At 61.3% G+C, this 13,059-nt stretch carries 11 protein-coding genes; 2 read left to right on the forward strand and 9 right to left on the reverse strand.

What is annotated here, in order from left to right; genetic code table 11:
* Positions 1-5: 5 nt before the first annotated feature.
* The 6 genes from NMB39_RS19805 to NMB39_RS19830 form a co-directional block, all read right to left on the reverse strand.
* The gene (locus tag NMB39_RS19805) at positions 6-1,070 is read right to left on the reverse strand and encodes an AI-2E family transporter (RefSeq protein WP_057014078.1); all 1,065 of its coding nucleotides are present in this window, start codon (positions 1,068-1,070) and stop codon (positions 6-8) included.
* Positions 1,071-1,142: 72 nt separating this feature from the next.
* Positions 1,143-1,961: a DUF4892 domain-containing protein gene (locus NMB39_RS19810; protein WP_494340183.1), complete on the reverse strand. Its 819-nt coding sequence runs from the start codon at positions 1,959-1,961 to the stop codon at positions 1,143-1,145.
* Between the two features lie 102 nt (positions 1,962-2,063).
* Positions 2,064-2,918 carry an alpha/beta hydrolase gene (locus NMB39_RS19815; RefSeq protein ID WP_494340182.1) on the reverse strand — a complete coding sequence of 285 codons (855 nt, stop codon included), beginning with the start codon at positions 2,916-2,918 and terminating at the stop codon, positions 2,064-2,066.
* Positions 2,915-3,718, reverse strand: coding sequence for an alpha/beta fold hydrolase (locus NMB39_RS19820; RefSeq protein ID WP_046069073.1), 804 nt, complete (start codon positions 3,716-3,718; stop codon positions 2,915-2,917). Before NMB39_RS19820 ends, NMB39_RS19815 begins: the two co-directional genes overlap by 4 nt.
* Positions 3,719-3,815: 97 nt before the next feature.
* Positions 3,816-4,259, reverse strand: coding sequence for a hotdog fold thioesterase (locus NMB39_RS19825; protein WP_494340181.1), 444 nt, complete (start codon positions 4,257-4,259; stop codon positions 3,816-3,818).
* Between the two features lie 30 nt (positions 4,260-4,289).
* Positions 4,290-5,939, reverse strand: a complete 1,650-nt coding sequence (locus tag NMB39_RS19830) for an AMP-binding protein (protein ID WP_306957508.1) — start codon at positions 5,937-5,939, stop codon at positions 4,290-4,292.
* Positions 5,940-6,378: 439 nt separating this feature from the next.
* On the opposite strand from NMB39_RS19830, the gene NMB39_RS19835 reads away from it, so the two are divergent.
* Positions 6,379-7,910 (forward strand): IS3 family transposase gene (locus tag NMB39_RS19835; protein WP_494339157.1). Its coding sequence is split into 2 segments (ribosomal slippage): positions 6,379-6,820 and positions 6,820-7,910, totalling 1,533 coding nucleotides; the frame shifts between segments, so codons are not numbered across the junction.
* Positions 7,911-8,909: 999 nt separating this feature from the next.
* On the opposite strand, the gene sixA is transcribed toward NMB39_RS19835, so the two are convergent.
* From sixA to NMB39_RS19850, 3 genes are read right to left on the reverse strand one after another with little or no spacing between them, the layout of a single operon-like run.
* Complete coding sequence (sixA, locus tag NMB39_RS19840; protein WP_494340180.1) at positions 8,910-9,359, reverse strand: phosphohistidine phosphatase SixA; 450 nt, start codon at positions 9,357-9,359, stop codon at positions 8,910-8,912.
* Positions 9,356-9,706: a DUF4389 domain-containing protein gene (locus tag NMB39_RS19845; protein ID WP_172833443.1), complete on the reverse strand. Its 351-nt coding sequence runs from the start codon at positions 9,704-9,706 to the stop codon at positions 9,356-9,358. The genes sixA and NMB39_RS19845 overlap by 4 nt, the downstream gene beginning before the upstream one ends.
* Before the next feature lie 7 nt (positions 9,707-9,713).
* On the reverse strand, positions 9,714-10,739 hold the full coding sequence (locus NMB39_RS19850; protein ID WP_046069076.1) for an NAD(P)H-dependent glycerol-3-phosphate dehydrogenase: 1,026 nt from the start codon (positions 10,737-10,739) through the stop codon (positions 9,714-9,716).
* A gap of 195 nt (positions 10,740-10,934) precedes the next feature.
* On the opposite strand from NMB39_RS19850, the gene NMB39_RS19855 reads away from it, so the two are divergent.
* A complete protein-coding gene (locus NMB39_RS19855; protein ID WP_331717121.1) occupies positions 10,935-13,058 on the forward strand; it encodes a TonB-dependent receptor plug domain-containing protein in 2,124 nt (707 codons plus the stop codon).
* The last annotated feature ends 1 nt before the right edge of the window (position 13,059 follow it).

A 13,059-nucleotide genomic window follows, 5' to 3' on the forward strand; every position in this document is an offset into this window, starting at 1 on the left:
ACGCCTCAGTTACAGGGTTTGTCCTCGCGGCGGACTTGCGCCTGAGTGGCGCTCCAGTCTGTCAGCAGGCTGTAGGCCACCGCCAGTAAGGTCGGGCCGATAAACAGGCCGATAAAGCCGAACGCTATCAAGCCGCCAAACACGCCCAGCAGCACAATCACCAGCGGCAGGTTGCCGCCACGGCTGATCAGGTACGGCTTGAGTACGTTATCCACGCCACTGATCACGAACGTGCCCCATACACCCAGGAACACGGCATAGGTGTAGTCGCCCTTCCACGCCAGCCAAGCCGTGGCCGGAATCCACACCAGCGGCGGGCCCATGGGGATCAGGCTGAGCAGGAAAGTGACGATACCCAGCACCAGCGCACCCGGCACGCCGGCGATCAGGAAGCCGATCAGGGCCAGCAGGGCCTGGGCCGCTGCGGTACCGATCACACCATTGACCACCCGTTGCACAGTGCCGGCCACCAGTTCGATGTAATAGCCGGCGCGCTCGCCGATCAGGCGCTCCAGCAAGCGGTGCACGAACATCGCCAGGCGCGGACCGTCACGGTAGAAAAAGAACACGAAGACCAGGCTCAGGGTCAGCTCGAGAATGCCGCCGCCAATTTGCGCACTGCGCGCCAGCAGCCAATTGCCGACCTGGCCGAGGTACGGCTTGATGGTGACCATCAGCGCCGCGCCTTGTTGATCGATACTGTCCCACATTCCCGCCAGGCGCTCGCCAACCAACGGAATCGAACCCAGCCAGGACGGCGCCTCGGGCAAGCCGTCGACCTGGATATCCTTGATCAGCGCCACTGCATCGCGCACATGGTCGGCGAGGTTGAACCCCAGCCATACCAGCGGCACTGCCACCAGCAACATCCAGCCCAGGGTCAGGATGCCGGCAGCCAGGGACTCCCGGCCACCCAGCCAGCGCGTGAGCAAACGCATCAGCGGCCAACTGGCAAACGCCAGCACCGCGCCCCAGAACAGCGCCGACCAGAACGGCGCCATGACCCAGAAGCTGGCACCGAACAGCACCAGCAGCAGGATTTGCACCAGCAGGCGATCGTTATTGAGCATCGGGTATCTCGAGAATAAGGCTATTGGAAGAGAGCTTAGGCGAACGGCGCGGGTCCGTTCGCCTGATGACGGTCAGCGTATCAGATGCAGGTGCAATCCCTTAGCGTCACCGGTGCCGGTTTCCAGGCGGGCAGCGCGCACGCCGGCATCAATCAGCCCCTGGCGCCAGGCTTCGGCGGTGGGCCCGGTCAGGCTGATGCGCAAGGTGGCGTCGAGGTTCAGGCCGCGGGAAATCAAGGTCAGCCACGTGGCGTCAGGTTCGGCACCCAGCGCCGGGAAGTCCAGCTCGCCGGTGCTTTTCAGTTCACGCAACAGCGTGGCAGAGGTCGGCAGCAGGTTACTCAAAGGCGCGCTGGCGTCGAGTTGCTCGACATGCAGGTAAGCGCGACGGTTACCGCGGGTGATGCCGTACAGCGCGACCAGGGAATTGTCCTGCGGGGCGGCCAGGCGCAGCAGCAGGTATTCCTGCTGGCCATCGGCCCCCACCAGCTTGGCGTTGCCGAACACTTCATTGGCCCACAGGCTGCTTTCGCCGCAATCGCGGGCCTGGCACCAGAACAGCAATTGCGCGCCGTTGGCCTGCAAGGCTTCGCGCGTTGCCGTGAAGGCCGCGCTGGAACTGTGCTCGGCGGGCAGTTCATAGGTGATTGCAGTGGCTTGGCCCCGCGCGGTGGCCTGGCCCTCGGAGCGCAACTGGCCGCTGATCTTGCGGATCGCGCCCATGGGGTAGATGCGTTCCTTTTCTTCGGCAGGACGATAATCGACGATCTGCGCGTCAACCTGGCGGGCCACGGCAGGTAGATCCTGGCTGCCCGGCACGTCAGCGGCGAACACCAGGGGGCTGAAACAGCAAAGGCCAAGGGCACGGAGACATCCTTTACCCAGGCTCATCGGATCAATGAGCCCTGGCCAACGGGGGTGACAGCGGTATTGAGTGTGTACATGGTTGACTCCCTTTCAATCCGCCCAGCCTCGGCAGTTGACCTCGCCAAGTCAAGGCGCGGAGAAGAACCGATTGAAACAGTCTGCAACAAGAACGGCGCCGGGCTCGTCATTCAAGTGTAAATGATGGCCGCCTGGCAGCGTGGTGACGGTGAAGGGCAGCTGGGAAAGCAATTCAGCATGTTTCGCCAGCATGCCGTCAGCCGCGACCACCAACTGCGTAGGGCAACCTAAGCGCCTTACGAAAGCCATGGCCTGCTCATCGGTCAGGCGCGTCGGCGATGCCAAGGTCAGGCGGCTGTCGCTGCGCCAGGTGTAACCGCCCGGTACTGGCATCAGGCCGCGCTGGGCCAGCAGTTGCGCGGCTTCACGACTGACCGCTACCACGCCCTTCATCCGCGCCTCCACCGCTCGATCGAGCGTGCCGTAGACAGGCTTGCGCTTGTCTTGCAGGCTCATTTGCGCCTGCAAGGCCATGCCCAGGCGTTCGGCCGCGTTCTCGGCGCTGGCGGTCGGAGGGATCACGCCATCGATCAAACCCAAGTGCGTCACACGCTCCGGCAAGGCCCCGGCCAACAACAGGGAGACGATGGCACCCAGGGAATGGCCAAGTAATGCAAAACGTTGCCAGCCCAATTGCTCGGCGACCTGCAGCACGTCATAGACATAGTCCCACAAGGCATAACCGGCCCCTGCCGGACGATGGTCCGAGTGCCCGTGCCCCGCCAGATCCAGCGCGACAATACGCAAGCCGTGCAGCTTGGGCGCCAGGCGCGCAAAGCTGTTGGCGTTGTCCAGCCAGCCATGCAGGGCGATCACCGGCAGGCCATCCTCGGGGCCGAACAGATGAGCCGCCAACTCAATGTGCGGCAGGCTCAGGCGAACTTCTTCGACAGGTGTGCTCATGCGCAACTGCGCTCGCGGGCTTGCCAACGGGCGAACAGGTTCTTGATCAAGGTGGCGGTGTCCTGGGGGCGTTCCAGGGGGAACATATGGCCGCCCGGCATGGTGAGCATTTCGCCCATGGGCAGGCGGTCGACGCCGCTGGCATGGTGGCGCATCACCACACGGCTCTGGCGCCCACGCACCACCGCCAGCGGCACCTTCAATTGGCGCACCTGGCCCGGGCTGGTGTGGGGTACGCCGCGATAGATGCTGATTTCGGTGGCCGGATCGAAACGCAAGCGCAGGCGGTCGCCCACTTGCTGCAGGCCATGTTGCAGGTACGCGTCAAAACAATCGGGATCGAAGCCACGAAACAGGGTCTTGCCGGCAAAATAGCTGCGTGCGGCTTCAAGGTCGGTGAACTCTTCACGGCGGCCGAGGGTGCGCCCAGCCGGCGTCAGGCGGTCGATAAAGCCAAAACGCTTGGCGGCACGGATCACCCAGCGGTCCGCCCGGGTCAGCACCGGCGAATCCAGCATTACCACGCCCCGGTACAACTGCGGGCAACGCATGGCTGCGTGCAAGTGCAGCACGCCCCCGAGGGAATGGCCCACGCCCCACACCGGCTCTGGCTGCTGTTGCAGATGGTGGATCAACTCATCCACCAGATTCTGCCAGTTATCGTCCACCGGGAACCTGGGGTCGTGACCGTGCTGCGGCAGGTGCGCCACCGCATATTCCGGGGCCAGGGCGGCAAACAGCTTGCCGTAAGTGGCCGATGGGAAGCCATTGGCGTGGGTAAAAAACACGTGCTGCGGCATACAGGTTCCATCGACGAAAACAGAGGTGGATTGTCACCATGCCGGCGCCCTGCGGCAATGACTGTAACTGCCAGGAATGATGACACTCACGCCACGCCTATCGCGCCGGTGGTTTTTCGCCCAGCGGCACCACGGCCATGGTCAGCCGCGAGATACAGCTGGCCTTGCCGTCGTCGCTGCTCAGGCGGATGTCCCACACCTGGGTCGTGCGCCCGATATGAATAGCCTTGGCCACCGCCGTCACCCGCCCGCTACGCACGCCACGCAGGTGGTTGGCATTGACCTCCAGGCCCACGCAATAGAACTTGCTCGCGTCGATGCACAGGTAGGCCGCCATGGAGCCGACACTCTCGGCCAGCACCACTGAGGCGCCGCCGTGCAATAGCCCGTAAGGCTGATGGGTGCGGTGATCGACCACCATGCTGGCGGTGAGGGAGTCGTCGTCGAAGCTTTCGAAACGAATATCCAGCAACTCGCCGATGGTGTTTTTCTGCATCGCATTGAGTTGTTCGATATTCGGTTGGGTGCGCCACAGGCTCATGGGGTTGTCCTTGTTGATTTTATTACGTGCCTAATCCTGCCACAGAACGGTTTCGGTACGCGCGCTCCATGCCTGCAATTGTGGCCCGTACGTCGACTCGATCACGTTGCGCTTGATCTTCAAGGTCGGGGTCAGGAAGCCGTTTTCCACCGCCCAACTGTCTTTCACCACCACCAGTTGGCGCAGGCGCTCATGTTTATCCAGGACAGCGTTGACCTGTTCCAGCCAGCGTTCAAGACCGGCGCCAAGGGTTCGATGGTCCTCATGCGGCGCCGACAACACACAAAGCCCGATCGGCGCGCCGAGCCCCTCCCCGACCACACAGACTTGTTCGATGCGCGCATGTTCGGCCAGGCGATTTTCAATCGGTGCCGGGGCGACGTATTTGCCTTTGCTGGTCTTGAAGATCTCCTTGAGGCGCCCGGTCAGGCGCAGGCGGCCGTCAGCGTCCTGCTCGCCCTTGTCACCGGTACGCAGGAAGCCGTCCTCGGTGAGCGTTTCAGCGGTTTTCTGCGGGTCCTTGAAATAGCCCTGCATGGTCGCGCCGCTGCGCACCTGCACCTCGCCCGCCGGATCGATGCGCACTTCCACGCCAGGGCACGGCAGGCCGATCCAGCCTGGCTTCTGTGCACCCGGGGTACACACATGGGAATAGCCACAGTTTTCGCTCATGCCATACACCTCCAGCACGTCCAGGCCCAGGCGCTGATACCAGCGCAACAGCGCCTCGGGCACCGGTGCCGCGCCGGACAGGGCGATGCGCAGCGCATCCAGCCCCAGGCCCGCCAGCACTTTATGGCCGACACGCTTGCCGATGAATGGCAGGCGCAACAGGGTTTCGAGGCGCTTTTCCGGGAGCTTGGCGTAGACCCCCAGTTGGAATCTGGTCCAGATGCGAGGCACGCCAAACAAGGCCGTCGGGCGTGCCCTGCGCAAATCGGTGAGGAAGGTCTCCAGGCTTTGCGCAAAAAACACGGTTTGCCCGGTGTAGATCGAGGCCATTTCCACAAACATGCGTTCGGCCACATGACACAGCGGCAGGTAGGACAGCAGCCGGTCTGCTTCCCCCAGGCCAAACAACTCGGTGCCGCGAGTAGCGGCAAAGCCCAGGGCACCGAACGTGTGCATCACGCCTTTGGGCAGCCCGGTAGTCCCGGAGGTATAAACAATGGTGGCCAGTGTCGAGGCAAGGGGCTCTGGGTTGTCCTGGATCGGTGAGCAGGCTTGCAGGTCCGCCCAGCTGAAATCGAACGTCCCCGCCGGGCACAGCGGCAGGCTGATGGTTGGCACACCCGCTGGAATACCCGGCGCCATTGCCGGCCAATCATCCAGCTTGCCGATCAACGCCAACGCCGCCTCGGAATGGGTCAGCACGTGGGCAACGGAGTCGGCGGTGAGGTTGGGATAGAGCGGCACCGAGACATGCCCGGCCATCCAGATGGCCAGGTCGGCAATGATCCAGTGCGCACAGTTTTTTGAGATCAGGGCGATGTGCGAGCCCTGGGGCAACTCCCGGCCACGCAGCCAATGGGCGGCGCACCGGGCCTGGTGGCCGACATCGCCCCAGGTCAGGGTCTGCACCTCGCCGCCATCGAGGGGCTGTACCAGGAAAACCTTGCGTGGGTGCCGCGCTTCACGCTCGAAGAAAACCTGTAACGGCAAACGAAAAGCGACAGGCATGGGACGCGCTCCTTTGTGATCCGCCAAACAGTCAACCAAGCACTTGCTTGGTTGACTGTATAGCACATACAAAGGCAACGGCCTGCTGGAGCGATAGGCTATAAGGCCGCTATCGAGGCATAGGTGGCTACATGATTTTGGCGCGGCCCCGGTCAGTCAAGCGAACGAAGTGCTCAAGACAGCGAGGATCCAATGTGGGAGTCCCCACCACATCTTCGATGTGACGCTGTCGCGCAGCAAACTAGGGAGCTTGCTCCCGTGGCGGCCTGACAGCCGACCGGGATGTTGGATCAGACCGAGTACATATCCGTTATTTAGGTTACGGCCACTATTGGTTCCGCTTTTACAGCGGGTCACTTTTGAAAAGACCCCCCGTGTCAGCCTATCTGTCACCTCTGATGTTTGACTCAATCATTCAAGGGGGCGAAGGTGTTTGGCAATGCCGAAATGTTATGACAATGACTTCAAAGATTGGGCGGTTCTGCAAATGATGCCGCCCCTTAATCGAGCGGTGGCAGAACTCGCCGTTGCAATCGGCGTCACCCCACAGTCACTACGAGATTGGAGACAAATGGCTAGAGATAAAGGTTTGGTCGTTCCAGGCAATAACAAGACAAGTGATCAGTGGTCCAGTACCGATAAGTTTAATGCCGTTATGGAAACCGCACCGTTGAGCGAGGTTGAGCTTTCTCAATACTGCCGAATCAAAGGCATTTATCCTGAGCAGATTCAACAATGGCGCCTAGCGTGCCAGAACGCCAACGACACACTTGATCCTCAGCCCTCTAAGAAGCAATCCGTCGAGCAAACAACAATTAAGGAGCTTGAGCGGCAACTGCTTCGCTCCGACGCTAATCGCAAGGAGGCGGTGGCTTTGCTGGAGCTCAGAAAAAAAGCCAATGCGATTTGGGGCAAGGACGAGGAAGACTGATCAGCGCCTCCGATCGTATACAGGTTTTAGGGCTGATCGCCGAAGCAGTAGCCAGTGGGGCGCGCCGATTTCGGGCGTGTAATGAACTTGGGCTTTGTCTGCGGACAGTCCAGCGCTGGCGAACCTGCGCAGTAGACAGACGCCAGACAGTCCAGCGCGAAGCGCCGCCAAACAAACTTAGCGCTCTAGAGCGTCAGGCTGTTTTGGATGCCGCCAATCAACCTGGTTATGCGAGCCTGACACCGCATCAAATCGTCCCAAAACTAGCGGACGAAGGCATTTATTTGGCATCGGAGTCCACGTTTTATCGGGTGATGAGAGAAGCGAATCAGAACACACGCCGTGGTCGAGCGAAGGCGCCCAAGCGCAGAGTTTTGACCACACATCGTGCCGACGGCCCTAATCAGGTGTGGTGTTGGGATATCACTTGGTTACCCACCACCATCAAGGGCCGTTTTTACTACTGGTACATGGTCAAGGACATCTACAGCCGCAAGTTGGTGACCAACGAAGTACATGAGTCCGAATGTTCAGAACATGCTTGTGCACTACTTGAAAAGGGATGTTTACGGGAGCATACCGCGGGTCGGCCGTTGATTCTGCACTCGGACAACGGGCATGTGATGAAGGGCTCGCTGCTGCGTGAAAGCATGATCTCGCTGGGTGTTGAACCGTCCTTCAGCCGCCCTCGGGTTAGCAACGATAACGCATACGCCGAAGCGCTTTTCCGCACAGCCAAATATTGCCCGCTGTGGCCAGACCAGCCGTTCGACGACCTGACTCAAGCGAGGCTCTGGGTGCAGAAATTTGTTGAGTGGTACAACGAAGAACACCGCCACAGCGCCTTGAAGTACGTGACGCCGAACGAGCGCCACGAGGGTAAGGCGCCGGCTTTGCTGCTAGCCCGCAATGATCTGTACAAGTCCGCTAAAGCGGCTAATCCCAGCCGCTGGAGCGGGGACACACGTAACTGGCAGCTTGCAGAAGCTGTTTATCTGAACCCGGAGCGACCGGATGCTAAGGCCGCAATGGGTTGCTAAAACAGTAGTAAGGCGACAGATACATTGACACGTACCGAAGAGCCCAAAAGTAACCAAAAGGCTCTTGCCCCACCACTCGGCACCTCGCCCAGGCTCGGTGTGCCCGTAATCCGACATTGATTTGGGGGGCCGCCGCCACGCGCCATCCATGGCGCGGGGCGGCTAAACCGGCATCCCTGCCGGTTTACCCCCCAAATCAACATCGAATTCCGGCCAGCGTGGTTTAACGGGGCGCCTAAGATCAAAAGCACAGCGAGGCGGCCTTATAGCCGACCTGATCGTTGAAGCGTGCGCGTCCCCCTGTGGGAGCGGGCTTGCCCGCGAAGGTCGTTAACGATGACGCGGGAAACCAGAAAGAACGCGGCGTTCTCAGGTTTTTCGCGAGCAAGCTCGCTCCTGCAGAAAAAACAGAAGCGCCGCCAGCGTATCTGCGATGCGCAGCGAGTCGCATTTGATCTTGATCTCAGGCGCCCCGTTAAACCACGCTGGCCGAACGCAGGCTTGAAGCCGTGGGCAACCCGGCAGGACGCCGGGTTAGCCGTCCTGGGCCAAGGATGGCCCATGACGGCGGCCCACGGTTTCAAGCCGGAGAGAGGGCACACCGAGCCTGGGCGAGGTGCCGAGTGGTGGGGCAAGAGCGTTTTGCTTACTTTTGCACGCTGTTCAAAAGTGAGCCGCTGTAAGAGCGGAACCTATAGTGGCCGTTACCTAAGCAACGGATATGTACTCGCCCCATCAACCCAACAACCCGGTCACATCGACGACGTGGCGCCGTCGCGCAGCAATCTGGGCCGCCTCCAAAATATCCGGCGTTAAGACTAAATTTTAACTATTTAAAATCAGTAGCTTAATTGAAGTTTGAGGGGCTTGCTCCCGATGAGGGAGTGTCAGCAAATTCATCTGGAGCTGACACCGCCATCGGGGGCAAGCCCCCTCCCACATTTAGATCGTCGTCAGGCCACAGGTCCAGCGTCGCACCAACGCTGTGTAAATACCTATCTACGGATTCTTCACATCGACCAGGCTCATCAAGCCGGCCAGCGGAAAATCGCCCTCAAGCTCTGCAAGGCTCGCCGTGTACATCGGCTGCGGCTGGCGCTGATGCCCGTGCAGCAGATAGCTGATCAGGTTACCCACCAGGGGTTGGTGGCTGACCAGCAGCACGTTGTCGTTGGTGTCGAGTTTTTCCAGCACCTGCTGCGGGTTACCATCGGGCGTCAGCCACGGCACCGTACGGATCTCCGGCTTGAACGCCAACGCTTCCTGCACCAATTGCGCCGTCTGCTGCGCCCGCACATAGGGGCTCGCGATGATGGCGCTGAGGGGCTGGCCAATCAGGTGCGCAGCGCTGCGCAATACTTCGGCGCGCCCATGCTCGGTGAGGTTGCGTTCGGCGTCGGTCCGGGCATGCCCTTGGGCTTCACCGTGGCGCAGAATCCACAACTTCATAGCTTTGGCTCTTCATCACGCACGGGGTGCGGAGCCGGCGGCACACTGTGAGCGGCTTCGCCTTCCGGGGCACGCGGGGCTGGCCAATCGGCGAACGGCCAGGGCTTTTGCTCGGTGTGGAAGCTGCCGAAGCGACCGATCTGCGCGAGGAACTGGCTGAGGCTGTCACCAAAGTTCATCAGGCCCAGGTTAGGTGCGCCGTAGATCACACGGTAAACCAGCTGCACCACCACCAGTGCGCCGAGCAGCAATTGCGCCACCTGCCACACCAGCGCGAATACCAGCATCCACAGGACGCGCAAGGCAATCGACTCGTATTTGGGGGCGGCTTTCGGATCGTTCATGATGCGTTCCTCAGTTGAAACCACTGGTGGAAATAAAGTCGACATCGGTCTTGGGCTCGGCCCGCATTAACAGCTCGATGACCTGGTCCAAGGTGCGCCCTTCGAACAGGATCGCGTGCAGGCCGGCGACCAGCGGCATATACACGCCGACCTCCTGGGCCTTGGCTTTGAGTACCTTGAGGGTGTTGACCCCTTCGGCCACTTCGCCCAGGCGCGTCACCGCCTCCTCCAGGCTCAGGCCCTGGCCCAGGGCAAACCCGACCTGATAGTTACGGCTCTTGGGCGATGAACAGGTGACGATCAAGTCGCCCACGCCTGCCAGGCCGAGGAACGTCATCGGGTTGGCGCCCTGGTTCACCGCAAAGCGAGTCATCTCGGCCAGGGCGCGGGTGATCAACATACTCTTGGTGTTTTCCCCCATGCCCAGGGCCACGGCCATGCCGGCAATGATCGCGTAGACGTTTTTCAGTGCCCCGCCCAATTCGACGCCAAAACGGTCGGCGCTGGCATAGACCCGGAAAGTACGGCCATGCAACACCGCCTGCACACGCTCGCACAAGGCTTCGTCTTCGCTGGCGACCACCGTGGCCGTCAGGGCGTGCTCGGCGACTTCCCGCGCCAGGTTCGGCCCGGATAGCACGCCAATGCGCGCCTGAGGTGCGATCTCTGTGAGGATTTCACTCATCAGCTTGAAGGTATGGGCCTCGATACCCTTGGTCAGGCTGACCAGCAGCTTGCCTGCCAGGCGTTCGGCATGGGGGGCCAGCACCGAGCGCAAGGCGCTGGAGGGCAGCGCGACAAAGCACAGGTCGCAGGCCGTGAGGGTGTCCAGCAGGTCGGTGACCGGCTCGACCGCCGGATGAATCTTGATGCCTTTAAGGTAACGGGGGTTTTCACGATGCACGCGAATCGCTTCGGCCTGCTCGGGGTCGCGCATCCACTGACGCACCGTCTGGCCGTTCTCGGCCAGCAGGTTAGCCACGGCGGTACCAAAACTTCCGCCTCCCAGGACCGCGATAGGGCGCTGTTCTGTCATATGCAATCCGTTAATCCATACCAGTGGCGATGGCGGCATTATACGGGGCGCCCCGCTTGCGGCCAGCCCCCGTATCAATTCGCACGCCTGTCGGAAAATGCCACGCCTGTGCTAGGTAATTGCAAATCCGACGACTGGCAAATAGCCCCGCCTCAGTTAACATGGGCGGCTATCCGTCATTAACAAGGCCGTGCCGTGTATCTGGGCCCTCCTCCTCGCTCATCTCTAATGTTGATGCTGTTGTGCAGCCTGCCTGCACTGGCTGACGATCTGTTTCTCGACGGCCAACCGCTGCCGCAGGTCTTGACCGCCACGCGCCTCAAGCAATCGGCCGCCGCCGTGCCCGGCAGCATGACGGTGATCGACAGCGAGCTGATCAAGGCCAGCGGCGCCCGGGACATTTCGGAACTGCTGCGGCTGGTGCCCGGGATGATGGTCGGCTACACCACTGGCAACCAGGCGTCGGTGAACTACCACGGCACCAGCGCCAGTGATGCACGGCGCATGCAGGTGTTGATCGACGGTCGCTCGGTGTATCGCGCCGGCCTGGCCACGGTGGACTGGAGCGATATCCCGGTAGCCATGGAGGATATCGAGCGCATCGAGGTATTTCGCGGTCCCAACACCGTCAGCTATGGCGCCAACGCGCTGATGGCGGTGGTGAATATCCTCACCCGCTCGCCGGCCAACAGCCACGGTTCGCGCATGAAGGTCACCCGTGGCGAACGCGGGATCAACGACTTCTATGCCAGCCAGGGTGTGGGGTGGGAGACCGGCGATTTGCGCCTGTCCCTGTCCGGGCAACAGGACGATGGCTTTGACAGTAACGCCGTCGGCGCCGACCGCCGTGATGGACGGCGCCTCAACCGTTTCAGCCTGGCGGTAAGCCAGACCCTGAACGCGCAACAGAGCCTCGACTGGCAGCTGAACGTCAAGGAAGGCACCAACCAGCGCCCTTATACCTACACGCCGGTATTTGATGGCATTACCGAAGGTGGCAACAATTCCGACATTACCGCCAAGGACTACGCAGGCTCACTGCGCTGGAACTTCGATTTCAACCCCGACCACAGCCTGTACATCCAGGGATCGGCGCAGCAGTGGGATCGCCGGCAAATCTGGAAAGCCTGTGACGCCAAGGTCTCATTCAGCCCGCAGCTGACCCAGTTATGGCAGCTCAACCCCAACTACGCCGAACGGCTGGCTCGCAACATGGAGACCTACAGCCAAGGCTCCGCCCCACCCGGCAGCGCCGCCGAACAGGCTCTGGCCAATCAGGTGCTCGATCAGTGGAAACACCAGGGTGGCAAGGACCCCGTCTGCGGCGATATCGACCAAAGTACCCGGGAAAGCCGCTACGACCTGGAACTGCAGGACACCCTCAGCCTGTCCGATAGCCTGCGCCTGGTCAGCGGCCTTAATTACCGCTACGACCGCGCCGACTCGGACACCTACTTCAACGGAACGCTCGACGACACCACCTGGCGCCTGTTCGGCCAGCTGGAATGGCGGCCCAGCGAACACTGGCTGCTGCAGGGCGGCGCCATGTACGAAGACACCCACCTGAGCGGCAATTCCCTGACCCCGCGGGTGGCGGTCAATTACCTGATCAACCCACGCCATGGCTTGCGGGCGGTTTACTCCGAGGCGGTCCGCTCGCCGGACATGTTCGAGAACAACGTCAACTGGAGCTACCGCGTCACCAATCTCAGCTCCCCGGCCTATGGGCAAGACTCCGGGCAGTATTTTGTCGTGACGCGCGGCCCCGGCAACCTCGACAAAGAATTGATGCGCTCACGAGAGCTGGGCTACAACGGTTTCTTTGCCGACCTGGGGCTGAATGTCGATGTGAAGCTGTTCTATGACGAAATCACCGACATGATCAGCTCGCCACTGCGCAACAACCAATACATCGCCAGCAACGCCAACAGCTCGCGGTTTACCGGGGCAGAATCACAGCTGGACTGGCGCGTGAGCAACGCCGACCGCCTGCGCCTGACCTATGCTTATGTCGACGCCTCCTCCAGCAACCCGCTGGACAAGGCGCAAACCGCCCGCAACAGCGGCTCGGCCGGATGGCTGCGTGAATGGGGCCAGGGTTGGTCCAGCGCAGTGTTCTACTATGGCGACGACGCACTCAACCAATATCGCTTCCAACGGGTCGACCTGCGGGTGGCCAAGCGCATTGCAGTGGCCAAGACCAATGTGGAACTGGCCGGCATGCTGCAACAACGCCTTGATAACCAGCCCACCAACTGGGCCGACAATAACTACGATCATCGTCACGTCCTCTACTTCAGCGCGGAGCTGGACTTCTGAC

This window comes from Pseudomonas sp. FBCC-B545 (genome assembly GCF_059134095.1).